General features: G+C 72.3%; 22 protein-coding genes. 14 read left to right on the forward strand and 8 right to left on the reverse strand.

The window, feature by feature from the left end; translation table 11 throughout:
• Positions 1–5: 5 nt before the first annotated feature.
• The 4 genes from ACZ58V_RS20435 (at position 6) to ACZ58V_RS20450 (ending at position 4030) form a co-directional block, all read left to right on the forward strand.
• Entirely contained in the window at positions 6–797 is a 792-nt protein-coding gene (locus ACZ58V_RS20435; protein WP_468189267.1) for an HpcH/HpaI aldolase family protein, read from the forward strand.
• A complete protein-coding gene (locus tag ACZ58V_RS20440; RefSeq protein WP_471291238.1) occupies positions 794–1972 on the forward strand; it encodes a sialidase family protein in 1179 nt (392 codons plus the stop codon). Before ACZ58V_RS20435 ends, ACZ58V_RS20440 begins: the two co-directional genes overlap by 4 nt.
• Positions 1973–2122: 150 nt before the next feature.
• Positions 2123–2896, forward strand: coding sequence for a carbonic anhydrase (locus ACZ58V_RS20445; protein WP_471291240.1), 774 nt, complete (start codon positions 2123–2125; stop codon positions 2894–2896).
• Between the two features lie 114 nt (positions 2897–3010).
• Positions 3011–4030 carry a LacI family DNA-binding transcriptional regulator gene (locus tag ACZ58V_RS20450; protein ID WP_468189274.1) on the forward strand — a complete coding sequence of 340 codons (1020 nt, stop codon included), beginning with the start codon at positions 3011–3013 and terminating at the stop codon, positions 4028–4030.
• Here the strand turns inward: ACZ58V_RS20450 and ACZ58V_RS20455 are convergent.
• The gene (locus ACZ58V_RS20455; RefSeq protein ID WP_471291741.1) at positions 4027–7995 is read right to left on the reverse strand and encodes a glycosyl hydrolase; all 3969 of its coding nucleotides are present in this window, start codon (positions 7993–7995) and stop codon (positions 4027–4029) included. The genes ACZ58V_RS20450 and ACZ58V_RS20455 overlap by 4 nt on opposite strands.
• A 208-nt stretch (positions 7996–8203) precedes the next feature.
• On the opposite strand from ACZ58V_RS20455, the gene ACZ58V_RS20460 reads away from it, so the two are divergent.
• The 3 genes from ACZ58V_RS20460 (at position 8204) to ACZ58V_RS20470 (ending at position 12457) form a co-directional block, all read left to right on the forward strand.
• On the forward strand, positions 8204–9475 hold the full coding sequence (locus ACZ58V_RS20460) for an MFS transporter (protein WP_471291242.1): 1272 nt from the start codon (positions 8204–8206) through the stop codon (positions 9473–9475).
• Positions 9476–9490: 15 nt separating this feature from the next.
• The gene (locus ACZ58V_RS20465) at positions 9491–10954 is read left to right on the forward strand and encodes an arabinose isomerase (RefSeq protein ID WP_468189278.1); all 1464 of its coding nucleotides are present in this window, start codon (positions 9491–9493) and stop codon (positions 10952–10954) included.
• 243 nt (positions 10955–11197) lie between these two features.
• Positions 11198–12457 (forward strand): cation:proton antiporter, encoded by a 1260-nt coding sequence (locus ACZ58V_RS20470; protein WP_468189280.1) that lies wholly within the window; start codon positions 11198–11200, stop codon positions 12455–12457.
• A 25-nt stretch (positions 12458–12482) separates the two neighbouring features.
• On the opposite strand, the gene ACZ58V_RS20475 is transcribed toward ACZ58V_RS20470, so the two are convergent.
• Positions 12483–13142, reverse strand: coding sequence for a response regulator (locus tag ACZ58V_RS20475; RefSeq protein ID WP_471291245.1), 660 nt, complete (start codon positions 13140–13142; stop codon positions 12483–12485).
• Positions 13139–14104, reverse strand: a complete 966-nt coding sequence (locus ACZ58V_RS20480) for a HAMP domain-containing sensor histidine kinase (protein ID WP_468189285.1) — start codon at positions 14102–14104, stop codon at positions 13139–13141. Before ACZ58V_RS20480 ends, ACZ58V_RS20475 begins: the two co-directional genes overlap by 4 nt.
• Positions 14105–14441: 337 nt before the next feature.
• Here ACZ58V_RS20480 and ACZ58V_RS20485 point away from each other — a divergent pair, with 337 nt between their 5' ends.
• A complete protein-coding gene (locus ACZ58V_RS20485; RefSeq protein ID WP_468189288.1) occupies positions 14442–14729 on the forward strand; it encodes a DUF3040 domain-containing protein in 288 nt (95 codons plus the stop codon).
• 54 nt (positions 14730–14783) lie between these two features.
• Here ACZ58V_RS20485 and ACZ58V_RS20490 read toward each other — a convergent pair whose 3' ends face one another.
• Positions 14784–15284 carry a hypothetical protein gene (locus ACZ58V_RS20490; RefSeq protein WP_468189292.1) on the reverse strand — a complete coding sequence of 167 codons (501 nt, stop codon included), beginning with the start codon at positions 15282–15284 and terminating at the stop codon, positions 14784–14786.
• Between the two features lie 251 nt (positions 15285–15535).
• On the opposite strand from ACZ58V_RS20490, the gene ACZ58V_RS20495 reads away from it, so the two are divergent.
• From ACZ58V_RS20495 to htpG, 3 genes are all read left to right on the forward strand, one after another.
• A complete protein-coding gene (locus tag ACZ58V_RS20495; protein ID WP_471291247.1) occupies positions 15536–16063 on the forward strand; it encodes a hypothetical protein in 528 nt (175 codons plus the stop codon).
• A gap of 134 nt (positions 16064–16197) precedes the next feature.
• The gene (locus tag ACZ58V_RS20500; protein WP_468189296.1) at positions 16198–16893 is read left to right on the forward strand and encodes a class F sortase; all 696 of its coding nucleotides are present in this window, start codon (positions 16198–16200) and stop codon (positions 16891–16893) included.
• 84 nt (positions 16894–16977) lie between these two features.
• Entirely contained in the window at positions 16978–18876 is a 1899-nt protein-coding gene (htpG, locus tag ACZ58V_RS20505) for a molecular chaperone HtpG (RefSeq protein WP_471291249.1), read from the forward strand.
• 12 nt (positions 18877–18888) lie between these two features.
• Here htpG and ACZ58V_RS20510 read toward each other — a convergent pair whose 3' ends face one another.
• The 3 genes from ACZ58V_RS20510 to ACZ58V_RS20520 form a co-directional block, all read right to left on the reverse strand.
• Entirely contained in the window at positions 18889–19143 is a 255-nt protein-coding gene (locus ACZ58V_RS20510) for a twin-arginine translocase TatA/TatE family subunit (RefSeq protein ID WP_468189300.1), read from the reverse strand.
• Positions 19131–19793: a hypothetical protein gene (locus ACZ58V_RS20515; RefSeq protein WP_471291251.1), complete on the reverse strand. Its 663-nt coding sequence runs from the start codon at positions 19791–19793 to the stop codon at positions 19131–19133. The genes ACZ58V_RS20510 and ACZ58V_RS20515 overlap by 13 nt, the downstream gene beginning before the upstream one ends.
• An 81-nt stretch (positions 19794–19874) precedes the next feature.
• Positions 19875–20450, reverse strand: a complete 576-nt coding sequence (locus ACZ58V_RS20520; protein WP_215123300.1) for a TerD family protein — start codon at positions 20448–20450, stop codon at positions 19875–19877.
• 168 nt (positions 20451–20618) lie between these two features.
• Here ACZ58V_RS20520 and ACZ58V_RS20525 point away from each other — a divergent pair, with 168 nt between their 5' ends.
• Both ACZ58V_RS20525 and ACZ58V_RS20530 read left to right on the forward strand, forming a co-directional pair.
• Complete coding sequence (locus ACZ58V_RS20525) at positions 20619–21005, forward strand: BlaI/MecI/CopY family transcriptional regulator (protein ID WP_468189305.1); 387 nt, start codon at positions 20619–20621, stop codon at positions 21003–21005.
• Between the two features lie 6 nt (positions 21006–21011).
• On the forward strand, positions 21012–22196 hold the full coding sequence (locus tag ACZ58V_RS20530) for a M56 family metallopeptidase (protein ID WP_468189307.1): 1185 nt from the start codon (positions 21012–21014) through the stop codon (positions 22194–22196).
• Positions 22197–22928: 732 nt separating this feature from the next.
• Here ACZ58V_RS20530 and ACZ58V_RS20535 read toward each other — a convergent pair.
• Positions 22929–23930, reverse strand: coding sequence for a sporulation protein (locus ACZ58V_RS20535; protein WP_471291743.1), 1002 nt, complete (start codon positions 23928–23930; stop codon positions 22929–22931).
• 220 nt (positions 23931–24150) lie between these two features.
• Between ACZ58V_RS20535 and ACZ58V_RS20540 the strand changes: the two genes are divergently transcribed.
• Entirely contained in the window at positions 24151–24447 is a 297-nt protein-coding gene (locus tag ACZ58V_RS20540) for a hypothetical protein (protein WP_471291254.1), read from the forward strand.
• The last annotated feature ends 34 nt before the right edge of the window (positions 24448–24481 follow it).

The following is a 24481-nucleotide window of genomic DNA, read 5'->3' on the forward strand; positions in this document are numbered from 1 at the left end:
TCTTCATGGCAACCGGCCGCACCCCAGCCGAGTTCACCACCGCCCTGCGCGCCCGCGAGCAACTGATCGGCTACTGGTCCCTGCTCGACTCGCCCGTCGCCGCCGAACGCCTGGCCCGTCTCGGCTACGACTACCTCGCCTTCGACGCCCAGCACGGACTCTTCGGCTACCAGGGCATGCTCAACAACCTCCTGGCCACCGACACCAAAGGCAGCACCGCCGTCGGCATCGTGCGCGTGGAAGCCAACGACCCCACCTACATCGGCAAAGCCCTCGACGCGGGCGCCACTGCCGTCATCGTCCCCCTCATCGACAACGCGCAGGACGCCGCCGACGCCGTCGCCGCCGTGCGCTACCCACCGCTGGGCCGCCGCTCCTACGGACCCATGCGCGCCCAGCTCCGCATCGGACCCCACCCGGCCGACACCCACCACCAGACCGCCGTCCTCGCCATGATCGAGACGGCCGACGGCCTCGCCAACGTCGAAGCCATCTGCGCCACCGACGGCCTCGACGGCATCTACGTCGGCCCCTCCGACCTGCGCCTGGCCATCGGCGGAGCCACCTCCACCGACCCCTCCGTACAGCAGGAGTTCGAGCAGGCCCTGACCCGCATCAGGAAGGCGGCCGAGGCGGCAGGCATCGCCGCCGGCATCCACAACCCCGACGGTGCGAGCGCCGCCCGCTGCCTCACCGAAGGCTGGACCTACGTCTCCATCGCAGCCGACGTCGTCCACCTCCAGCAGATCGCCGCATCCCACCTCGACGCCGCGCGTCAGGAGGGAGAGTCCCGATGACCACCCCCGACGGCACCCTGCGCCCCCATCCCGCCGAGCCGGGCCGCGCCGAGACCCACCTGGCCGCCCCCGCCGTGCAGAACCACGCCGCCAACTTCACCGTCCTGCCGAGCGGCGACCTGGGCTGTGTCTGGTTCGGGGGCACCCAGGAAGGCGTCGCCGACATCTCGGTGTGGTTCTCCCGCCTCGCCCAGGGCGCCGACACCTGGTCCCTTCCCGTGCGTCTCTCCGCCGACGACACCCGCTCCGAGCAGAACCCGCTCCTGTTCCCCGCCCCCTCGGGCGACCTCTGGCTCCTGCACACCGCACAGCGCGCGGGCCACCAGGACACGGCCGAGGTCCGGCTGCGCGTCAGCCACGACGAGGGCGCCACCTGGGGCCCGGCCCGCGTCCTGTTCCCGGCCACCGAGCAGGGTGGCGTGTTCGTACGCCAGCCGGTCGTCCAAGTGGCCTCCGGCGAAAGGCTGCTGCTCCCCGTCTTCCGCTGTGTCGCCACCCCCGGAACCTCCTGGTCGGGCGACCGGGACACCAGCTCCGTCATGATCAGCGACGACGGCGGACGCACCTGGCGCGAACGCCCCGTCCCGGGCAGCACCGGCCTCGTCCACATGAACATCCGCCCGCTGCCCGACGGTTCACTCCTGGCCCTCTTCCGCAGCCGTCGCGCGGACGCCGTGCACAGCAGCGTGTCGTACGACGGCGGCGAGACCTGGAGCGAACCGCGCCCCCTGGACCTGCCGAACAACAACTCCTCGATCCAGTACACCGTGCTGGCCGACGGCAGGCTCGCCCTGGTCTACAACCACAGCAGCGCGGCCGACGCCGTCGCGCGCAGGGTCTCGCTGTACGACGAGATCGACGACGGGGGAGTGGCAGGGACACCCGCGGAGACCGCCCCCACGGGCGACGCGTTCTGGGGCGCCCCCCGTGCCCCGCTCTCGCTGGCCCTCTCCCCGGACGACGGACGCACCTGGCCGCTGCGCCACGACCTCGAAACCGGCGACGGGCACTGCCTGACCAACAACTCCCGCGACGGCCTCAACCGCGAGCTGTCCTACCCCTCCCTCGCCCAGACACCGGACGGCACCCTCCACATCGCCTACACCCACCACCGGCGCACCATCAAACACATCCGCCTGGACGGGGACTGGCTGAAGCGGGAGTTCCCGGCCTGATCACCGAGAGGCGGACCCTGGCCGCGTCCCGCGATTTGGATCAGCCCTTCCCCTGCGCTGCATCAGCGCTGTACGGGCGCTGACCGGCCGCCCGCGACAGTGGCATCACCGGCTCCCACCAGGGGAGCGGCGACCGTAGGGGACAGCTACATGGGTACCGCCGGAACACCACAGCGCAGGGCCATACTCACCGGTGGGCTGGCCGCCACCACCGCGGCTCTGCTCACCGCCTGTTCGTCGAAGACGGACTCCACGGCCAAGGGGACGGCGGCGGCCGCGGGTGCGAGCACATCCCCCTCTCCCGCGGCCGCCGCCCGGCCGGACTCGCCGTGGGCGGCGTTCTCCCGGCTGATGGACGGCAACAAGCGCTGGGTGGACGGCAGCCTCCAGCACCCCGACCGCGACCCGAAGCGCCGCGAGTTCGTCGCCCAGGAGCAGAAGCCCTACGGCGTGATCCTGTCGTGCATCGACTCCCGCGTGCCGCCGGAGCTGCTCTTCGACACCGGGCTCGGCGACCTGTTCGTGATGCGCACCGGCGGACAGGTCGTCGGACCGGTCGTCGTCGGTTCCGTGGAGTACGGGCCGATGACGTCCGGCACCCCGCTCATCGTGGTCCTCGGCCACCAGCGCTGCGGTGCCGTCAAGGCGGCGTACGAGGCGCTGCGCGACGGCAAGGAACTGCCCGGCAACCTGCAGTCGATCGCCGACGCCCTCGAGCCGGCGTACGAGGAGACGGCCAAGGGCGAGCACGCCGACCCGGTCGACGCCATGACCCGCATCCACATCAATCAGACCGCCGCGGGCCTGCGTTCCAACAAGGACCTCGCCCCGATGGTGAAGAAGGGCGACCTGGCCGTCGTCAGCGCCTACTACTCGCTCGACACCGGCCGGGTGGACGTCCTCACGGGCGCGCCCTCCGCCTGATCCGGAAACGGCGGAGACCGGGCGAGAAAAACGTTCCACGCCCGGTCACGTTATACTTGCGGCGCTCATGGAGGCCGCCGTCGTGCCTGGTCGCACGGCCGCAACAGCGAGGGGGTGGACGCCGTTCCGGCACGCCCCGCCCGCATCCAGGACGTCGCGGCCGCCGCCGGCGTCTCGGTGTCCACGGTGTCGAACGTGCTCAACCGGCCCGAGCGGGTCACCGAACGGACCGCCGAGCGCGTCCGCGTCGCGGTCGCCGCGCTCGACTACGTCCCCCACCCGGGAGCGGCGGGCCTGCGCACGGGCCACTCCTCCGCCATCGGGCTCGTACTGCCCGACGTGACCAACTCCTTCTACGCGCGCATCGCACGCGGCGCCGCCGACGCGGCCTACGACCACGGCTACTCCCTCGTCCTCTGTCACAGCGGCGACGCCCCGGAACGGGAGCAGGGCTACTTCAGCATGCTCGCCGAGCAGCGGGCCGTCGGCGTGGTCGTCGTGCCGCTCAGCGCCGACCCGGGGCGGCTGGCCCGGCTGCGCGAGCGGGGCATCCCGCTGGTCCTGGCCGACCGTGCGATGCCCGACCGGGAGGGCTGCTCGGCCTCCGTCGACGACATCGCGGGCGGCCGCATCGCCGTACAGCACCTCCTCGACAGCGGGGCACGCGACATCCTCGTCGTCAACGGCGAACGCGGCATACGCCAGTGCGCCGACCGGTACCAGGGCGCCCGGCAGGCCGTCCGCAGCCGGCGCGAGGCACGGCTGGACCAGGTCGTCGCCGAGCGGATGACCGTCGCGTACGGAACGCAGATCGCGCGCGAGCTCGAGCACCTGCCCGACGGGGTCTTCTGCACCAACGACTTCCTCGCGGCCGGCCTGTGCCGGGGACTGACCGAGCGGGGCGTGCGCATCCCCGAGGACGTGCAGGTGGTCGGCTACGGCGACCTCGACGTCGCGAGCTTCGGGGCGACGACCCTGACGACGGTCCGGCAGCCGGTCGAGGACCTCGGCCGGGCGGCCGTGGAGATGCTGCTCGACGAGATCGAGGCCCGCGCGGACCACCTCCACGAGACCCGCGTCTTCGCCCCCGGCCTCGTCCTGCGCGACTCCACCCGGCCGCCCGCCGGCAACTAGACGTCGGACGGCACCCGCAGCGTCACCGGACCCAGCAGCCCCGACGACAGCTGGGACTCGAACGCCCAGGCGGTGGGCGTGGCCTCCGCGAGATAGGGCGCCAGCGTGCCCCGTACGGTCACCTCCACCCGGACGGTACGCCCGGCGGCACCGCGCAGCGGGAAACGGTACGGCGCGCAGAACGCCTCACCGGCGAACTCCCCGTCGACCGACACCTCCACACTGCCCCGCACCCGCCCGAGATCCAGCACGGGATCGGGCCCCGGCGGCACCTGAAGCGCACGCGCGTACATCACGCCCCCGCTCCAACCGCACAGCCCCAGCTCACGCCAGTCGCCGAGCGGCAGCGGCGCCGGTACGGTCCGCACCCGCACCGGCCCGCGCCAGGCGGAGCCGCCCCGCAGCACCGCCGTCGGCTCGGTGACCACCTCGACCGGCGTGGGCGCCGGAAGGGGGTGCCGGAGTGTCAGCCGGTCTCCTTCCAGGGGCGATTCCGGTCCGTCCCCGACTCGCACGCTCGCGGGAAGCGCCAACGGCAGGTCGAGGGACACGGTGCCCGCCGGCACCGTGAACCGGAAGCGCTGCGGCGACGCGTGGACGTCGTCCGTGGACCGCGACGGCCATACGGTGCCGGAGAGCACCGGCCGGCCGGTGAGCCACCCGGTGTCCGGCAGGGGGTGCGGCCGTACCACGGCGTGGCAGTGCCGCAGCTCGCCCCGCCTGCGCTCGTCCTCGACGGTCCGCCCCCGCCACCCGGCCGTCCCGGCCTCCCAGCCCGCGCCGCTGACCAGGGCCGTCACCCCGTCCCCGGACCGCACCACCAGGTCGACGAACACCGCGTCCCGGGCGTCGGCACTGTCGGACACGACCTCCAGGGTGTGCTCGCCCGCCCCGAGCGCCGGTTCGTGGCGGAAGAACTGCGGCACGGCGCCCCAGTCCGCCGCGTAGTACTCGACCTTCTCCTGCCGCGCCACGACGTCCCCGTCGAGCAGCACGGTGACCGCCGAGGCGGCACCCACCACGAGCACCGCCCGCGCATCCTCGCCCGGGACCCGCAGCCGCGCGCGGTACGTCACCCGGCCGTCCGGCCGCACACCGTCCGGCGGGCGCATGAACCGCGGACGCCGCCCGAGCCCGCCCGGCGCGGACAGACAGAAGAAGCTGCCCAGCGGGGTGCCGTCCTCGGCCGAGATCGTCGAGGGACGGCTCTGGGCGTCGGACAGTTCGTACTCGAGCACGTTCCGGGCGCGGGTCACCGTGACCCGGGCGGACACCAAGTACCCCTCGCCGTCCGGGTCCAGCGACTCGCCGTTCCACCACACCCGCTTACGGGCCTCCGCGCCGACGTGCAGCTCGGCGGGCCCTCGGTGGTCGGTCTCCACGATCGTCCGGACCCGGGCGGCCGTCGCGCCGAGCGGCACGGGCACGCGGACGAACTCCTCGTTCACCAGCCCCTTGAGGCCCAGCAGCCCGCCCGGGTCCGGGATGCCCCGGCTCGACGAGTACACGGCGACGTCCCAGCCCGCGTCCGGCGGTACGAGGGGCAGCTCGCCCGCCAGGACCCGTTCGGCGCTGACGGCGTCCAGCGGCTCGGACACCTCGCCGAGGGGCACCGGGGGCAGAACACGGACCCGGTTGCCGTACGTGGCCCGGGTCCGCTCCCACACCGTGCCCTCGGTCCACTCCATGGTCCAGATCTGCGGCTCGTCCACGGACGTACCCGGGGGCAGTGCCAGATCGCCCCAGGTGTTGTCCAGGGTGGGGATCAGCCGGCCGTGCCAGCCGGCCGAGAGGTCGAGCACCCGGCCGGGCGACTCCCGTTCCGGCGGCGTCGGTGACGGGCGGCCCTCACGCCAGACGACCAGGGCCGCCGGGGCGCCGTCCAGCGGCACCTCGATCGTCGAGACGGCGCCGTCGGCGGAGTCGGACACGGTGACGCGCGCGGGACGGCGGGAGCCGGTCGCCGGGTCCCAGACCTCGGCCTCGGCGACCTCGGCCCGCACGGTGACGGACGACGTGCCGACGGCGAGGCCCTCCGAGGAGGCGCCGGGCCGCAGCGGATGCGCGCCGATCTCCGGAAAGGCCGCCGTGACCAGCGCCACCGCCTCGTTCCCCTGCCGCCTGACGAGCAGCGGCACCTCACCGGTGGCGTACCCGGCCGCGTCGCCCACCGCCGCCGCACCGGCCTCCGGGTCGCGCACCCGCTCCAGCCGTGGATGCGCCAGCAGCGCCGCCACCACCGCGTCGTCACCGGACCGGCCCGCGGCCTTCCCGGGCGGCCGCCCCACGACCACGACCCGCCCTCCCGCGTCGAGCAGTTCCGCCAGGCGTCGCGCCGTCTCCTCCGCCAGCACGCTCGCCGAGGGCAGCAGCACCGCGCTGTACGCCAGGTCCCTGATGCGCAGGGCGCCGTCGGTGGCCTTGGCGCGCTGGACCGAGTCGTCGTCGACGACGTCGAAGGAGATCCCGTGCCGGTCCAGGGTGCCGACGTGCGGGGCGAGCCAGTTGTTCGTGCCGCACAGGTCAAGGTAGTGGCGCTGTGTCTCGTCGGCGTCGGCATGACCGTCGCCCAGTCGGCCGTCGCCGAAGTGCTGGACCGGCGCGTCCAGCGGGATGAGCGCCTGCATGGTCGCGGTCGGGTGCAGAACCGCCACGTCGGCCGCGTAGCCGCCCCAGCACATGATCGAGCAGATCCGGGCCACGGCCCGGGAGAAGGCCGGGTACTGCTTCCAGTAGGGCTGGCGCCAGTCGGTGGACGGCGGCGCCCACTCGAACCAGCCGCCCGCCGTGCCGAAGTAACTGGCGTGCGGGTTGTACAGGTTGGCGCCGCTGCGCAGGAACGGCAGCAGCCAGTGGTAGGTGTCCTCCAGCGTGCCGCCCCAGCCGGAGGAGTGGAACGCCTCGATCCACACGCGTTCGTGACCGTAGAGGTGGGCCAGGGAGGAGTGCACCTTGGCGTCACCGTGGTGGTCGCTGCCGGCGGCGCTGTACCAGCGGTGCGTCCGGAAGTAGTCGGTGTAGATCTGCGTCGACTGCGCCGGGTAGCCCGCGCGGGCCGGGTGGCTCTGGTCGCTGCCGAGCAGCAGACCGCGCTCGCGGTGCCAGTCGGCGAGCGGCCGGAACAGGGCCTCCTCGGTGAGCTGCGCGCGCACCGCGTAGTAGTCGGCGCGGATCTTCCCCTCCGGCACGGTGGCGTGCGTACCGAACAGGGCGGGCAGGTGGTCGAGCAGGTCGTAGCCGCGCCGGGCGCGGAACTCGTCGGCGAAGCGGTGGCTCCACGCGTTCGTGCCGGGCAGTTCGTCCTGGAAGCTGCCCGCGATGACGGTGCCCAGGTAGTCGGGCACACGGCGGTCGTACTCGTGGTGGACGGTGTCCATCAACAGGCCCACGGCGTGCGGGTCGAGGTAGTCGAACGCCGTGGCGACGGTGGTGACGAGCCGTACCTCGGTTCCGTCGGCGGCGGCGACACCGATGGTGCCGCTCGGGCCGTCCGTGGCCAGATCGAGACGCCGGCCCTGCGGGGTGTACGCGGCCAGCGGGGTCTCGGCATCACCGACGGCGACCGTGCCCCGGGCGACGGTGAGGTCGTGACAGCGCAGCGCGCGGCCGGCCGCCTCGGGATGACGCCGTGTCACACCGCCCTGCACATTGGCGCCGGAGAACCCGATCTGGTCGTAGAACCACAGGCGCGTGCCCAGTTCCGCGGCGATCTCGCAGGCGTCGGTGAAGCGCGCCCACCACTCCTCGCCGAACCACGCCGGATCGTCGGCCCGGGCGCCGAACGTCGGGCCGGCCGGGGCCAGGTTGATCACGACGAGGTTGTGGACACCGCCCCGCGCGAACGCCCGCAACTGCCACGCGAGGCGCTCACGGGTGACCTTCGCACCCGACCACCACCACAGGGGAGTGGGGCCGAAGTCGCGGGGCGGGTCGTCGAACAGGCGCCGGAGCGCGGGGGAGAGCACGGACACGGTCCTTCCCCTGAAACGTTTTTAGGCCACCTTCACCGTAGGGGGCCTGGGGCGATCACGCCATATCCCGGAACGGTGGCGCGACAGCCGACGTCATCTCACCCATGTGCGCGCGACATCTTGTTGCAACGTTTTTCTCGCCCTATATTCGCTGCGACCAGGCCCCCGGAACCGCGATGTCACCAGACGACGGAGTCGCATCATGGCCGGTACCCGCCCCATCCCGAAACAGCTCTGGAAGGCCGCCGCCCTGTCGGGCATGGCCTCCTATCTCGATGCCGGGCTGATCGTCAGCATCTCCGTCAACCTGGCCATCTACCGCGACAGTTACGACATGGGCGTGTGGATGGCCGGTGCGATCAGCGCGATCGTCACCGGCTGCATCGCCGTCGGGTCCCTGGTCGGCGGACGGCTCGCCGACCTGTTCGGCCGCCGCCGCGTCTACAACTGGGACATCTTCTGCTTCGCCCTCGGCGCGATCGTCATCACACTGGCCCCGGACGACATCACGCTGCTGATCGGCGTCCTCGTCGCGGGGCTCGCGGCCGGCGCCGACCTGCCGACGTCCCTGGCCGTGGTCTCGGACGCCGCGCCCTCCTGGGCCCGGGGCAGGCTCGTCGCCTTCACCCAGGTCATGTGGATGCTGGGCATCGCCGTCGCCATCGCCCTCGGCTTCATCCTGTCCACCTCGGGCATGACCGGGGCCCGGCTCATCACCGGCCAGCTGGCCGTCGCCGCGCTCGTCACCTGGGCCTTCCGCTCCCGTCTGAAGCTGGCCGACGAGCCGTCAGAGACCGAAACGGACGCGGCCCCGCAGGGCGTCTCCCTGAAGAACGTCTGGACGCGCGCCGCCCTGCTGCCGATGACCGCGACATTCGTCTTCTACGTCACCTGGGGCCTCGGGGCCAACACCTTCGGCCAGTTCGGCACCTATCTGCTCGTCACCGTCAGCGACGCCTCACAGAGCCTGGCCACCGGAATCAACCTGGCCGCCATCCCGATCGGGGTGCTGCTGACCTTCGCCTTCGTGCGCTTTGCGGACACCCCCTGGCGTGACCGGCTGTTCCACGTGGCCGCGGTGGTGCAGATCCTCGCCTTCGTCATCGCGTCGCTGACCGCGGGCGCGCTCGTCGGCATGCTCGTCTTCTTCGTTCTCTACCAGCTCTCCAACCCCTTCGCCGGGGAGGCGAACTACAAGGTGTGGTCGCAGCTCACGCTGCCCGCGGACACCCGGGGCACCACCCAGGGCCTGACCTACGCCCTGTCGCGGGGCGTCTTCGCGGTCGCCGCGTTCTTCACCCCCGCCCTGGCCGACCACAGCCCGTCCGTCCTGCTCTGGACGATCACCGCCTGTATGACGGTGGCGGCGTTCGCGGGCGTGTTCATCATCCGCGTCCTGGTGCCGCGGGCCTCCGGTGCGGTGCGTGACAGAGCCGACCCGCGTGTCCCCACACCTGATCCGCAGCAGACCTGACAAGGAGCACCGACCATGACAACGACCGCGAACCGCACGGCCGTTGGAACCGCCGCCCTGCACGACCTGCTCCCGCCGGTCACCCGCCGCCGCACCCGGATCGGTCTGGTCGCCGGCGGACTCGGCACCTACTGGCCGCAGTTCCCCGGGCTCCTCCCGCAGCTGCAGGAGTCGGCCGCCTACGTCGCCGAGCGCTTCCGGGGGATGGACGCGGAGGTGACCGACGCCGGATTCGTCTCCGACGCCCAGGAGGGCGCGCGGGCCGCCGAACTGCTGCGCCGGGCCGACTGCGATCTGATCGTGCTGTTCCTGACGACGTATCTGACGTCGTCGATGGTGCTGCCGATCGCACAGCGCTCGCACTCACCCGTCCTGGTCATCGACCTCCAGCCGAGCCAGCGGATGGACCACGCGACCTTCGACACCGGCGACTGGCTGGCGTACTGCGCCCAGTGCTCCGTCCCCGAGGTCGGCAACGTCTTCCGGCGGGCCGGCATCCCCTTCCGGTCGGTCTCGGGATGGCTGCGCCAGGAGTCCGCCTGGCGGCGCATCGAGCAGTGGATCCGGGCCGCGCACATCCGCGCCGCGCTCCGGCACGGCCGGCACGGCCTCATGGGGCACGTGTATCCCGGCATGCTCGACGTGCAGACCGATCCGACGCTGCTGGCCACGACGTTCGGCTCGCACGTGGAGGTGCTGGAGTTCGACGACCTGCGGCACCGGGTGGAGCGGGTGACCGACGCGGAGACCCGGGAGCGCATGGCACTGGCCCGGCAGGTCTTCACCCTCGACGACAGCGTGGTGGACGAGGACTTCGCCTGGGGCGCGACCGTGTCGGTCGCACTGGACCGCCTCGTCGAGGACTTCGGGCTCGACACCCTCGCCTACTACCACCGCGGCCTCGACGGCGAACTGCACGAGCGGCTCGGCGCCGGCATGATCCTGGGCGCCTCCCTGCTCACCGCCCGGGGCGTGCCCGCGGCCGGCGAGTACGAACTGCGCACCAGCGTCGCCCAGCTCGCCTCCCAGAGCGTCGGCGCCGGCGGCTCCTTCACCGAGATCCAGGCCCTCGACTTCGAGGACGGCGTCGTGGAGATGGGCCATGACGGACCCGCCCACCTCGCCGTCAGCGCCCGTGACCCCCTGCTGCGCGGACTCGGCGTCTACCACGGCAAACGCGGCTGGGGCGTGAGCGTCGAGTTCGACGTCCGGCACGGGCCCGTCACCCTGCTCGGGCTCGGCCAGGACGCCGACGGCAGCCTGTCCTTCGTCACCTCCGAGGGCACCGTCGTCCCCGGACCGCTGCTGGAGATCGGCAACACCACCAGCCGCGTCGACTTCGGCCGCGATCCGGGCGAATGGGTGGACGCGTGGAGCGCCACGGGCGTCGGCCACCACTGGTCCCTCGCGGTCGGCCACCACGCGGCCGACTTCCGGGCGGCGGCGAGCCTGCTGGGCATCGAACACCGGGGCGTATGACGGGGAGATGGGTGTCGTCCCCACCCGGAGATGGGTGCGGGCACCGATGGTGACGCCATCGGTGTGCGTGTGAGGCTGGCAGCGTCGCCGAGGCTTTCGTGCCGGTTGTCATGGCCGCGGCCTCGGTCTGCGCCGAGAGGCGGACGACGCTGCCCGTTCAGAGCCCCCTCGAAGGAGGAGCCCCTATCCATCCCCGCAAGGTGAAACGATCCGCCTACCGCGCTCCCACGAAGGCGGTGACCCGTGGGACACGCTGACAGCCTCCTCGCCATGGGCGGTGCCTTCCTGGCCGCCGCCTTCCTCGCCCGCCTCGGCGGCAGGATCGGACTCCCGACGATTCCCCTGTTCATGCTCGCGGGCATCCTGCTCGGCCCCCACACCCCGGGCCTGGTCATCGTCGAGGACGCACACGACTTCGAGATGCTCTCCGCGCTCGGACTGGTGCTGCTGCTGTTCTACCTGGGCCTTGAGTTCCACCTCGACGACCTCAAGAGCGGCGGCCGGCGCCTGCTGACCGCGGGCGGGATCTATCTGCTGCTCAACGTCGGCGCGGGTCTGGCCTTCGGGTTCGCCCTGGGCTGGGGCGTCCGGGAGGCGCTGGTGCTCGCCGGTGTCCTCGGCATCTCCTCGTCCGCCATCGTCACCAAGATCCTCATCGACCTGGGCCGCATCGGCCGCCCCGAGACCCGTCTGATCCTGGGCGTCATCGTGGTCGAGGACATCTTCCTCGCGCTGTACCTCGCCGCGCTCCAGCCGGTCATCAGCGGCGCCCAGGGCGTCGGGGACATGGTCCTCCAGGGCGGCAAGGCCTTCGGCTTCCTGCTGGTCCTGGCCGCCGCGGCCCGCTACGGCACCAAACTGGCCGGGCGCCTGGTCGCGACCCGTGACAGCGAACTGCTCGTCATCACCTTCCTCGGCGCGGCCGTCCTCGTGGCGGGGGTCGCCGAGGTCCTCGGAGTCGCCGACGCCATCGGCGCGTTCATGGTCGGCCTGATCCTGGCCGGCACCTCCTCCGGCCCGCGCATCCGGGAACTGGTGCATCCGCTGCGCGACGCCTTCGCGGCGATCTTCTTCTTCGCCTTCGGACTCTCCATCGACCCCGGCGACATCCTCTCCGTCGTCGGCCCGGTCGCCGCCGCGGCCGCGCTGACCGTCGTCATGAACATCATCGCCGGACTCCTCGTCGCCCGCGTGTACGGCTACGGCGCCGAGCCCGCTGCCGAGATCGCCACGACTCTCGTGGCCCGCGGGGAGTTCGCGCTGATCCTGGCCGCCATGGCCGCCAGCGCCGGACTCGACAACCGCCTCGCCCCGTTCATCGCCGGATACGTCCTCGTCCTCGCGGTCCTCGGCCCCATCGCCGCCGGCCGCTCCTCCCTGCTCGCCCGCGCGCTCCGGTCCGCCCAGGACCTCCTGCCGGGCCGCTCGGCGCCGACGTACGACATCGAGCCCCAAGCCGACCCCGCACCACCCGCTCCCCAGCCGGCCGAGGCCGAACGCTAGCGGTCTCGGCCTCAGGGCTTGTCTCTCAGGGCTCGATCAGCCCGACGCGGATGGCGTAGCGCGTCAGCTCCAGCCGGTCCTTCAAGCCGAGCTTCTGGAGCAGGTTGGCGCGGTGACGCTCCACCGTCTTGGGGCTGATGACCAGCAGCTCGGCGATCTGCTGCGAGGTGTGGCCCTCGGCGACGAGCTTGAGGATCTCCTCCTCACGGTCCGTGATGGCCCGGGAGGGCGGTGCGCCGCCCTCCCGGGAGCGGTCGAGGTAGTCGCGGACGAGCGCGTCGACGGCACCGGGATACAGGAAGGGCTCGCCCCGCATGGTGGCCCGGCACGCCTCGACCAGGTCGCGGTCCGCGACGGACTTGAGCACATAGCCCGAGGCACCGGCACCGAGCGCCTCGAAGAAGAACTGCTCGTTGTCGTACATGGTCAGGATGAGAATCCGTGTCCCGGGGCAGGTCCGGGAAAGCTCCCGGGCCGCCTGGAGCCCCGTCAGCCGGGGCATGGCGATGTCGAGGACGGCCAGATCGGGCCGGTGCTCACGGGCCCGGGCGACGGCCTCGGCACCGTCGTCGGCCTCGGCGATCACGGTGAGATCGGGTTCGGCGTCCAGGATCAGCCGTACACCCCGCCGCACCAGGGCGTGATCGTCGGCGAGCAGGATGCGGGTGGGGGAGGAGTCCGTCATGGTCGGCCGTTCCGGTCGGGATCGCGTAGGGGCACGGGGACGGTCAGGCGCACTTCGGTGCCCTTGTCCGGGCCGGGGCCCAGGCTGAGGTCGGCGCCGACGAGCAGGGCACGTTCACGCATGCCGCGGATGCCGGCTCCCTCCGGCGCGTCGCCGGTGCCCCGTCCGTCGTCACGGACGCACAGCCGCACGCCCGTGGCGGTCCGCCGCAGAGCGAGCTCGGCGTGCCGCGCCCCGGCGTGCCGGGCGACATTGGTGAGCCCTTCCTGTGCCACCCGGTAGAGGACGAGTTCGGCCTCCGGGCCCAGCGTCGGCAGATCCGCGTCCAGGCGGTGCCGTACGGACAGGCAGGGACCGCCGAAGTCGGTGGCGAGGGACTTCAGCGCACTCGCCAGACCGAGTTCGTCCAGCACACCGGGGCGCAGCCGGCGGGCGATACGACGGATCTCGTCCAGACCGGCCCGGGTGGTCTCCTGCACCTGGCGCAGCTCCTCCAGCAGATCGGGCGGGGCATGACCGGCCACCCGCTTGAGTTCGAGCAGAACGGCCGTGAGGGTCTGACCCACCTCGTCGTGCAGCTCCTGGGCGATGCGGCGCCGCTCCGCCTCCTGGGCGGACAGGACCCGGGCACTGCTCGTGGCCCGCTCGTCCTCCAGCCGGTCGAGCATGGCGTTGAAGGTCGTGATCAGCTCGGCGACCTCCGCCTGGCCGCCGACCGCCGGACGCCGGCCCGGACGCAGCAGGTCGGTCGTCGTCATGGCCCGCGTCAGGCGCTGGAGCGGGGCGAGCCCGACCCGCAGCAGCAGGGCGTTGGCGACGAGCATCGCGGCCAGCCCCACCGTCAGCACCGCGGCCTCCGTGAGCAGCACCGGCGTGGAGACGGTCACGGGCCCCAGCAGCAGCGCGGTCGCCGCGATCAGCACGAGGGCGTTCAGCAGGAAGATCCGCCAGAACAAGGGCACCGCGTACCGCCTCCACCGACCTGTCAGCCTCCGTCATCCCTCCAGCGTGTGCGCTGCCCGGCCCCGCCGCCATCCGTGCCACCACCCATCCTCGAGGCGAACACCGGCCTCCCGGCTCGGCGTTCGTACAGGGCGGCCACCGGGAAGGATGAGGGTGGGGCCTGATGGCGGAGGCCGCTGGAGGGGGGAGAAGCTGAAGCCCTGGTGAGACCGGCCGCGCCGTGCGTCGGAGGGCCGTCTCCCTCCGCACCGTCACGTGGCCCGACACCCCAGGATTCGCCATGGCCTCGGCCGTGCCCTGCCTCGAAGCGCTGTCGGGTTCCGGGAAGGAGAAGCCGTGCCCCAGTCCGGAGACGAACGTCTCGTCGACCTCGAAGCGCGACTCGAGCGGGAGGACCCCAGGTTCGCCCGGGCCCTGCGATCCGGCCGCCCGGCCCCGCCCCGGGAGTACCGGCGTACCGGAGCCTGGTGGGGACTGGCACTGGGCGTGGCCGTCCTGGGCTCCGGCATCGCCCTGGCCCAGGGGCTGCTCATCGCGGCCGGGCTGGTCGTGGTCGGCATGTCGGCCCAGCTGGTGGATCCGGACCCGAGCCGCCTGGGACGTCAGGACCCGAGGAGGCGGTGACGCCACGCCGAGCGGTGTGGCCGCCGCGCCCAGGCGTGAGACCGCGGCCGGGCGCTACGCCCCGGCCCACTTCCGCAGCAGCGCCTCCCGCTCCTCGCGCGGCGGAGTGCCCTCGGCCGCGTGCTCGCGGCCCCACGCCAGGAGGTCGCCGATCTCGGCGCCGCCGTCGGCGAGCCGCCGGAGGAGGGTGGTGGAGAGGTCGTACTCGGAGGGCAGGTAGATCCCGCCGGTGACGGCCGTGAGCACATCGACCAGGACGCTCTCCTCGGCCGTCGCCACCTCCACGGAGAAGGCGGGCGGCAGCTCGCCGTCCCCCGTGACCATGACGGACGCGGCGTCGAAGGCCATGGACACCAGCCTCCGCGCCCCGGACCGTACGGCCACGTGGTGCGTCTCGATCCGGACCACCTCGTCCCACGTCCAGAACCTTCCCTGGCCGGCCCCGGGCGCCTCGACGCCGTCCTCGGACAGCCGTACCCCGGAGGCCGCTCCCGCGGGCTCGGCCCCCACGTACACCGAGTCCTCGCCGATCCAGAACAGCCCGACCATGGCCATGAGCGCCTCCCGTGACGGTCCGGGGGAGAGCGGTCCTCACCCCCGTTTCGCCGTAGGAGACGGGTGCGGCGCGGTGGAGGTTGCGATCTTTCCGGTCACCGTCCGATGCCGCCGTCAGAGTGCGGCCGTAACCCATGTGAACGCCCTGGATGGTGGGACGGCCCGGCATGACTGACGGTGGTTCACGTCGAGGCCGGGTCTCCTGAGCTGGCGAGGCGTCAGCTGCCCGGCCCGCGACGGAAGGACGACCGATGCGCTCTGCCCGCATTCTGCTCGCGACGGCAACCGCCACGGCGGCCCTCGCGATCGCCGCACCCACCGCCAGTGCCGAGGCCATGGGTGACCGGGACCACGACACCACTTCCTACAGCAAGGAGCACCACAAGGACGGCAAACACCACGAGCCGCGCGGCGGGGTACACACGGGTGGCGGAGCGCTGGCCGCGGTGAACGCCGACGACGACTGGGACAACCCCAAGCACGACCCGGACACCTACAAGGACGGCGAGCGCGGCGGGGACCCCTGGGGCGACAAGCACGACGACCCCTACGGGGACAAGCGCGACAAGGACTGGGACAAGCACGACGAGCACGACAAGGACTGGGGCGACAAGCACGACGAGAACGGCAAGCACGACAAGCCGCGCGGCGGCGTCCACACCGGTGGCGGCGCACTGGCCGCTCCGGGTGTCACCGCCGGTGGTCTCGCCGTGCTGGCGGTGGCCGGCACCGGCCTGTACGCGCTGCGACGCCAGAGGGCCTCGCGGGGCACGGCATGACCGATGCCTGACCACATAGCCGCCGTCGCCGCCGCACGTGCCCCTCGCGTCGCGGCGGCCCGGCTCGTCGTCCCCGCGTGTCGTGCCCGCTGCCCCGCCCGATGCGCTGCCGTGCCCGAATGAGGTGGTCCCCGATGGCAGCCAGCTCCCCCGCCCCCGCCGACCCAGGTCCCGATCCGCAGAAGTCGAAGCGCCGATTCCGCACAGCCGTGACGGCCTTCTGGGCGGTGGCCGCCCTGGTCCTGACCCTGTGCCTGGTCGGTGGCGGCGACGAGTCGTCCGACACCTCAGGCCCGCCGCACGCCCCACCGGCCGTGTCGGCGGCCGCGCCTTCCGCGCCCGCGGAGCGGGCCGGATCGTCCAAGGCCCGGCCGCGTCTGCCCCGGTCCCGTCCGGTCCGCCTCCTCATCCCCAAGATCGCGGTCGACGCGCCCTTCACCGCCCTCGCCATCGACCGTTCGGGTCAGCTCGCACCCCCGCCGCCCGACGAGACCAACCTCGTCGGCTGGTACGCCAAGGGCCACTCGCCCGGGGAGACCGGCACCGCGATCATCGCGGGCCACGTGGACACCGCGACGTCCCTGGCCGTGTTCGCCCGGCTCAGCGAGCTGCGCAAGGGGGACCGGTTCCATGTGACGCGAGCCGACGGCCGCCGGGCCACCTTCGTGGTCGACGGAGCGGAGTCCTTCGAGAAGGACGAGTTCCCCAACGAGCGCGTGTACGGCGACACACGGGATGCCCAGGTCCGGCTCATCACGTGCTCGGGTACCTACGACCGCAAGGCCCGGGACTACACCGAGAACCTGGTGGTGTTCGCCCACCTCGTCTGACTTCCGGGTCTGCGGCCTGACTTGGTGTTTTACAGTTGCTGCCACGATTTCAGGCGACTGTGACCGGTGAGGTATACGCGAACCATGACGACCGAAACGTTTGAGTTCCAGGTAGAGGCACGTCAGCTGCTCCAGCTGATGATCCACTCGGTCTACTCGAACAAGGATGTCTTCCTGCGGGAACTCGTCTCCAACGCCTCCGACGCGCTCGACAAACTGCGTCTGGAGAAGCTGCGGGACGACTCGCTCGACGCCGACGTGTCGGATCTCCACATCCGGATCGATGTCGACAAGGAGGCCCGCACCCTCACGGTGCGGGACAACGGCATCGGGATGTCGTACGACGAGGTCGGGCAGCTCATCGGCACCATCGCCAACTCGGGCACCGCCACCTTCCTCCAGGAACTCAAGGAGGCCAAGGACGCGGCCGGGGCCGAGGGGCTCATCGGCCAGTTCGGCGTCGGCTTCTACTCCGGCTTCATGGCGGCGGATGAGGTGACGCTGGTGAGCCGGCGGGCCGGGGAGAGCCAGGGGACCCGCTGGACGTCGCGCGGTGAGGCCACGTACACGCTGGAGAAGGTCGACGACGCGCCCCAGGGCACGTCCGTCACGCTCCACCTCAAGCCCGCCGACCCCGAGAACCAGCTTCACGACTACACCTCGCCGTGGCAGATCAAGGAGATCGTCAAGCGGTACTCGGACTTCATCACCTGGCCGATCCGGATGGTCCCGGAGGCGGGCGACGGCGACAGCGCGCCCGAGCCCGAGACGCTGAACTCCATGAAGGCCCTGTGGGCGCGCTCGCGCGACGAGGTGTCCGACGACGAGTACCACGAGCTGTACAAGCACATCAGCCACGACTGGCGCGAGCCGCTGGAGACGATCCGGCTCCAGGCGGAGGGCACGTTCGAGTACCAGGCCCTGCTCTTCGTCCCCGAGCACGCCCCGCACGACCTGTTCACGCGGGACTTCAAGCGCGGCATCCAGCTCTATGTGAAGCGCGTCTTCATCATGGACGACTGCGAGGCGCTGCTGCCGCCGTACCTGCGCTTCGTCAAGGGCGTCGTCGACGCGGCGGACCTCTCGCTCAACGTGTCCCGCGAGATCCTCCAGCAGGACCGGCACATCCGGATGATGCAGCGCCGGCTGACCAAGAAGGTCCTGTCCACGGTCAAGGACTTCATGACCAAGGACGCCGACCGCTACGCCACGTTCTGGCGCGAGTTCGGCACCGTCCTCAAGGAGGGCCTGGTCACCGACTCCGAGAACCGCGACGCCATCCTCGCCGTCTGCTCGTTCGCGACCACGCACGCCGACGACGAGCCGACCACCCTGGCGCGGTACGTGGAGCGGATGAAGGACGGCCAGGACGACATCTACTACCTCACCGGCGAGTCCCGGCAGAGCATCGAGAACTCCCCGCACATGGAGGCGTTCCGCGACAAGGGCATCGAGGTCCTGCTGCTCACCGACGCCGTCGACGAGGTGTGGGTGGACGCCGTGGGCGAGTACGAGGGCAAGCGGCTGCGGTCCGTCGCCAAGGGTGAGATCGACCTGGACGCCCAGGGGGACGAGAAGGCCGACGAGGAGCGGGAGAAGCAGGCCGAGGACTACGCCGGGCTGCTCGGCTGGATGCGGGAGCAGCTGGGCGAGGACATCAAGGAGGTGCGCCTGTCGGCGCGGCTCACGGTCTCTCCCGCCTGTGTCGTCTCGGACGCCCACGATCTGACCCCGGCCCTGGAGAACATGTACCGGGCGATGGGCCAGGAGGTGCCGCGCGCCCAGCGGATCCTTGAGCTCAACCCCGGCCACCAGCTGGTGAAGGGCCTGAACCAGGCGTACAAGGAGCGCGAGGACCGCTCGGACCTCGTCGAGTCCGCCGAGCTGCTGCACACGCTGGCAGTGCTCGCCGAGGGCGGCCAGCCCAAGGACCCGGCCCGTTTCGTCAAGCTGGTGGCGGACCGCCTGGAGCGCACGCTGTAGTCAGGAGACGGGTCAGGGGTGGTCCGGGGTGCCCGCCGCTCGCGCCCCGGGCGGGGTCGTGCCCGTGCCGCCCGGCGGGATGATCTCGCCCTGGACCACCCGCGGCGCGGTGCCCGATCCGGCCTCCTCGTCCTTCGCGGCGCGTGCCTCCGCCTTGAGGATGCGCGCCGACTTGCCGGCGGAGCGGGCGAGTTCGGGGAGCTTCTTCGCTCCGATCACGGCTATGACGACGATGAGGAGGATCGCGAGCTCGCTCAGTCCGAACATGGTGTCCTGTCCTTTCCCGCCCGGGCCGGGCACGGCGCGAGCGTATCGGGCGGGGAGCACGGCGTCATCGCCGCCTCGGGTCGCGGGGCCAGCTGCCCGCGCAGGTGGGGCAGCAGGCCGAGGTCGAGCAGCGCCTGCCGCCAGGTCATCCGGGCCTGCTCCACACGCCCGGCCGTGGGTGCGCCGCGTCGGCCCAGGGCCGTGCGCAGCAGCGCGGCCAGGGCGACGAGGCCGGTCACGGCCGCCACGAGCGCCAGGGTCCAGCCGGCCGCGAGCAGCGATCCGGGCAACGGCCCAGGGGCGCCGGCCACCTGGAGCAGGCCGCCGAGCAGGAGCAGCACCCCGGCGGAGGTGGCCGCCACGAGCGGCGTGAGCACCGCGAGGGCGGGCAGCAGACTGCCGGTGTCGCGCGAGCCCCGCGCCTCGTGCCGGGCCGCCCCGCGTACGGCGAGATAGGCGCGGTACGGCTCGCCGGCCGCCGCAGCGATGTCGTCGGCGTGGGCCAGCGTGTGGGCGCGCAGGCGCGCGGCCGCCCGGCCGGTCGGGTCGGCGCCGAGGGCACCGCGGATGTCCGCGGTGCTCAGGGCAAGGTGCAGTACGGCTTCGAAATCCGCGCGGTCCTCGGGGCGGAGGCGGGACGGTTCGGCCACGTGGTCTCCCGGTCGGTTGCTGATGCGGCCGCCGGGCCCCGCCATGTGCCGGCGGGGCCCGGCGGTACGGGTCGGTCCCTGTCAGACGCTGACGCCGAAGTCGGAGGCGATACCGGCCAGCCCGGAGGCGTACCCCTGGCCGACGGCACGGAACTTCCACTCCTCGCCGTTCCGGTAGAGCTCGCCGAAGACCATCGCCGTCTCGGTGGAGGCGTCCTCGGACAGGTCGTAGCGGGCGATCTCCTGACCGCCGGCCTGGTTGACGACCCGGATGAACGCGTTGCGGACCTGTCCGAAGCTCTGGCCGCGGTTCTCGGCGTCGTGGATGGACACCGGGAACACGATCCTGTCGATCTCGGCGGGCACGGCGGCGAGGTTCACCTTGACGGTCTCGTCGTCGCCCTCGCCCTCGCCGGTGAGGTTGTCGCCGGTGTGCTCGACCGAGCCGTCCGGGCTCTTCAGGTTGTTGTAGAAGACGAAGTGCTGGTCGGAGGGGACCTTGCCGGAAGCCTCCAGGAGTAGGGCGGAGGCGTCCAGGTCGTAGTCCGTGCCGGTGGTCGTACGGACGTCCCAGCCCAGGCCGACCAGGACGGCGGTGAGGCCCGGCGCCTCCTTGCTGAGCGAGACGTTGCCGCCCTTGGACAGGGAAACTCCCACGGGTACTCCTTCTTGACGTGTGCGTTCTGGTTCTTGACGGGTGCGTTCCGGGTCCGGGAAGAACCCGGAACTAAAATCTACAGCACTGTAGAAGGTGAGGGGGCCGGTCCTGCGGATCTATACGATGTCGGCACGGGCAACGCAGGGCGGTGGAAGGGAGGCAGGGCGGTGACGGATCCCCGGCAGAGACCCCGGCGTGGGCAGGGCGAGCTGGAGGCGCTGGTGCTGGAGGCGCTGCGGGAGGCGGGCGGTCCGGCGACGGCCGGCTGGGTGCAGGAACGCCTCGGCGGTGACCTCGCGTACACGACGGTGATCACGATCCTGACCCGGTTGCTGGGCAAGGGCGCGGTCACCCGGGAGCGGGTCGGCCGGTCCTTCGCCTGGACGCCCGCCTCGGACCAGGCGGGCCTGGCCGCCCGGAAGATGCGCAAGGTGCTGGACGCCGAGAGCGACCGCGAGGCCGTACTGGCCAGTTTCCTCACCGGCCTCGGCCCGGACGACGAACGGCTGCTGCGTGACCTGCTGGATCAGGCTCATGGCGAGGGGGAAGACTGAAGCCTCATGGGGGTCTTCGTCTTTATGCCACTGGTCCTGCCGCTCACGGCATGGCCGGTCGCCCGCCTGGCCGAACAGCATCTGCATCCACGCACCGCGACCCGGCTGCTGACCGCGATGGCCGCGGTGCTGGCGCTGTGCAGCACCGTGTGCCTGGGCCTGGTCATGGTGGTCGGCACCGCCCAGCTCCCCGGCAACCCGCTGCCCGACGGCTGGTCGGACCCCGAGGTCCGCGCGGCGGTGCCGTACGACGAGATCGTCGGCAAGGCCGCCATTCCCGCGCTCTGCGCGGTGCTCGTCGCCTGCGGCCGGACCCTGTGGCGGCACGCCCGGGTACGCCACCGGGCCCACCGCGCTCTGGCCGGGCTGCCGGACACGGAGGTGGCGGTACTGCCGGACGCCGTGCCGTACGCGTATGCGCTGCCTGGGCGTCGGGGGAGTGGTGCTCTGCGTGCCGGGGACGACTGGCGTGATGGTGGTTCCTTGCGCGGCGGGAGCGGCCGTTGGGCTGATGGTGTGTTGCGCGCCGGCGTGGGCCGTCGAGTGAGTGGTGCTCTGCGTGGCGGCGACGGCCGGCGCGATGGTGATGCCTCGCGTGGCAGGGTCCGCCGTCTCCGTGGTGATGCTCTGGGTGTCGGCGTCAGTCATCGGCGCGGCGGTGTCGGTCGCCCTGTCCGTGGCCCGCGCGCGGGGCGTGTCGTGGTGACCACCGGCCTGCTGGATCAGCTGCGGTCGGCCGAGCGCCGGGCCCTGTTCGCCCATGAGCGGGCGCATCTCGCCGCCCGGCACGACCGTTTCCTGCTCGCCGTGCAGCTCGCCGCCCGGGCCAATCCGTTCCTGCGGCCGCTGCGTACGGCTGTGGCCTATACGGCGGAGCGGTGGGCCGACGAGGAAGCGGCCCGGGCGATCGGCAGCCGCCGCACGGTGGCGCGGGCGATCGGCACGGCCGCCCTCGTCTCCCGGGGCACCCCGGCGCCCACGCTCGCGGGACTCGCCGCCCCGGGGCCGGTGCCGCGCCGGGTGGCGGCCCTGCTCGGCCCAGCACCCGCCGTCCGCACCTGGCCCCCGGTGTTCACCTCGGTCGGCCTCGCGGCGTGGGGAGCGGCCGCGGGAACGGCCGTGTCGGCGATGTCGTCCGCGAACTCGGCCGTCACGATGGTGCTCATCCTGCATGCGGCGACGCCCTTGTGAGACCCGAGGGGGCGGATCGTCCACGGCCCGGGGCGGTCGGCCGGGGCCCTGAGGGTCGGGCTGCTGTCCGGGGTGCCTGCCGTGCCTCTTGGTCGGTGCGGAGGGCTCGTGCCCTGATCCGCGCCGGGGGGCTCGCGCTCCGGATCAGCGCCCCGGGGGTTGCGTCTCGGCCTGCCCGGCCCGGGGCGGTCGGCTGGCGCCCTGCAGGTCGGGCTGCTGCCTGGGGGCGCCCGCTGTGCCTCCTGGCCGGCGCCGGGGGCTTGTGGCCCGGGCCTGCCAAGGGGGGGGCTTGTGCCCTGGATCCGCGCCGGGGGGCTTGCGGCCCGGACCAATGCCCTGGATCCGTGCCTCGGCTGTCCACTGCCCCGGGTGGGTCGGCCGGGGGTCTGTGGGTCGGGTTGGTGCCCGGGGGCGCCCGCCGTGTTCCCTGGCCGGCGCCGGGGGCTCGTGTACTGGGCCCGCACGGGGGGCCTGGACCCGGGCCGGGGGCTCGCGCTCTGGAACTTGCGCCTTGGCTGTCCACGGCCCGGGGTGTTCGGTCGGGGGCCCCGCAGGCCGGGCTGTTGCCCGGGCGCCCGCCAAGTGCACCCCGGGCATCCCGGGGGAGTGGCCTGAACCCGCGCCGGGGCAGGCGATGGCCCGGGAGGCCTGCCCGCCGGACCCGCGGCCGGGAGTCAGCAGGCCGGGGCATCGCGCCCTGCGTGAGTGCCGGCCAGCCCGACCAGCGCTGCCTCAGCCCTCCTCTTCCTCCTCGCCCTCGAAGAAGTCCCCGACCTCGTCGACGACTTCACCGGCGACCATGCCGCCGACGACCCCGGCGGCGAGCCCGGCCGCGCCTGCGGCGACGGCGGTGCCCATGCCGGGGCCCGAGCGGCGGCCGTCATGGTGCTGACTGTCGTGCCCGTGGCTGCCCGGGCCGAACGCGGCGGGGGAGCCGAACCCCACGGGGGAGCCGTACGATGCCCGGTGCTCTACGAGTTGCTGGATCCAGCCGTCGACGATCGCGGGCCAGTCCTGGTGTTCGACACCCTCGTGGGAGACGTTGAAGCGGGTGAGTGCGTCGTGGCCGGACGACAGGAAGCCGCCGCGCTTGTCCGCCTCCAGTACGACCTCCATGCCGCCCGGGTTCGCCAGGAACGTCAGCTCGATCTCGTTGATCTGCTGCGCGTACCGGGGCGACGGGACGAGCTCGATCTCCTGGTAGAACGGCAGTTGCTGGCCGGTGCCGCCGATGCGCCCGTACTCGAGGTCGGCCGACTTGAAACCGAACCCGAGCCCGCCCAGGGCTTCCAGCACGGCCTCCTGCACCGGCAGTGGCGCGACGATCAGCTGGTCCAGATCGCCCTTGTCCTTCGCACCCGCCACCGACAACTCGGTGCGCACGCCGAGGACGACGCCCAGGCTCTGCCCGTGCAACTGGGTGGCCGGCGTCTCCCACGGGAGGGTCACGCTGAAGGGCACACCGCGCTGCTCGCCCTCGGCGAGCCGGAACCCGCCGCCGACGGTGAAGCGGTCGAAGGCGACGACGCCCTCGCTCTCACCGCCCTCGTGCTCGGCCTCGACCCGGGCCACCAGCTCCAGGGTGATGTGCTCGATGTCGAAGTCGGCTTTGCCGCCCACGAGTCGGACCTGACCGGTGAGCGTGCCGCCGGGCCGGACGGGAGCCGGGTCGAGGACCGTGTCGACGGTGGGTCCGCCCACGCCGAGTGCGCCGAGCAGTCGTTTGAACACCATGGTGGGCGTCCACTCCTTCACATGCGTGTACTGACATTCTACAAGCATGTAGAAGCATAGGGGATGGCGCCGGGTGAGGGAGTGTCAGGGAGGCGGGGTCGGAGTCCCGCGCGTGACCGAGGTGGTGCATCGCGCTCTGACTGCCGACCTCGCGCCGATGTCTCAGCGTATTCGCACAGCTACGTTACGTGCACATCCACGGTGGGGTGAGGGAGCGGACATGTGTGCTTCATGGCAGCAGTACGAGGTGGCGCCGGGGGGAAACGCGGACTCGGACACGGGCGTCGCGGCGGTGTCCCGGATCCCGGGCAGCATGGAGGTGTGGTGGGCCGCTGACAGCGGGTCGGTCGAGGGTGCCTACTGGTACGACGGCCATCCCTGGGCGCGCTCCCGGCTCGCCCCGGACAACAGTGCCTCCGGCGACGGTCTCGCGGCGGTGTCGCGCGTCCCGGGGAGCATGGAGGTCTGGTGGACCGGCTCGAACGAAGGGATCCGGGCCGCCTACTGGTACGGGTGAGAGCCGGCCCGGACACGACGGTGTCGGTTGCGGA

It is taken from the genome of Streptomyces sp. NPDC040589 (assembly GCF_055594445.1).

Bases quoted from the DNA above. Each gene is read 5' to 3' on its own strand.
- ACZ58V_RS20530 (WP_468189307.1), top strand. From the start codon at position 21,012: ATGGGGGTCTTCGTCTTTATGCCACTGGTCCTGCCGCTCACGGCATGG.
- ACZ58V_RS20440 (WP_471291238.1), top strand. From the start codon at position 794: ATGACCACCCCCGACGGCACCCTGCGCCCCCATCCCGCCGAGCCGGGC.
- ACZ58V_RS20500 (WP_468189296.1), top strand. From the start codon at position 16,198: ATGGCAGCCAGCTCCCCCGCCCCCGCCGACCCAGGTCCCGATCCGCAG.
- htpG (WP_471291249.1), top strand. From the start codon at position 16,978: ATGACGACCGAAACGTTTGAGTTCCAGGTAGAGGCACGTCAGCTGCTC.
- ACZ58V_RS20490 (WP_468189292.1), bottom strand. From the start codon at position 15,284: ATGGCCATGGTCGGGCTGTTCTGGATCGGCGAGGACTCGGTGTACGTG.
- ACZ58V_RS20495 (WP_471291247.1), top strand. From the start codon at position 15,536: ATGCGCTCTGCCCGCATTCTGCTCGCGACGGCAACCGCCACGGCGGCC.
- ACZ58V_RS20535 (WP_471291743.1), bottom strand. From the start codon at position 23,930: ATGGTGTTCAAACGACTGCTCGGCGCACTCGGCGTGGGCGGACCCACC.
- ACZ58V_RS20465 (WP_468189278.1), top strand. From the start codon at position 9,491: ATGACAACGACCGCGAACCGCACGGCCGTTGGAACCGCCGCCCTGCAC.
- ACZ58V_RS20475 (WP_471291245.1), bottom strand. From the start codon at position 13,142: ATGACGGACTCCTCCCCCACCCGCATCCTGCTCGCCGACGATCACGCC.
- ACZ58V_RS20540 (WP_471291254.1), top strand. From the start codon at position 24,151: ATGTGTGCTTCATGGCAGCAGTACGAGGTGGCGCCGGGGGGAAACGCG.
- ACZ58V_RS20510 (WP_468189300.1), bottom strand. From the start codon at position 19,143: ATGTTCGGACTGAGCGAGCTCGCGATCCTCCTCATCGTCGTCATAGCC.
- ACZ58V_RS20445 (WP_471291240.1), top strand. From the start codon at position 2,123: ATGGGTACCGCCGGAACACCACAGCGCAGGGCCATACTCACCGGTGGG.
- ACZ58V_RS20435 (WP_468189267.1), top strand. From the start codon at position 6: ATGGCAACCGGCCGCACCCCAGCCGAGTTCACCACCGCCCTGCGCGCC.
- ACZ58V_RS20460 (WP_471291242.1), top strand. From the start codon at position 8,204: ATGGCCGGTACCCGCCCCATCCCGAAACAGCTCTGGAAGGCCGCCGCC.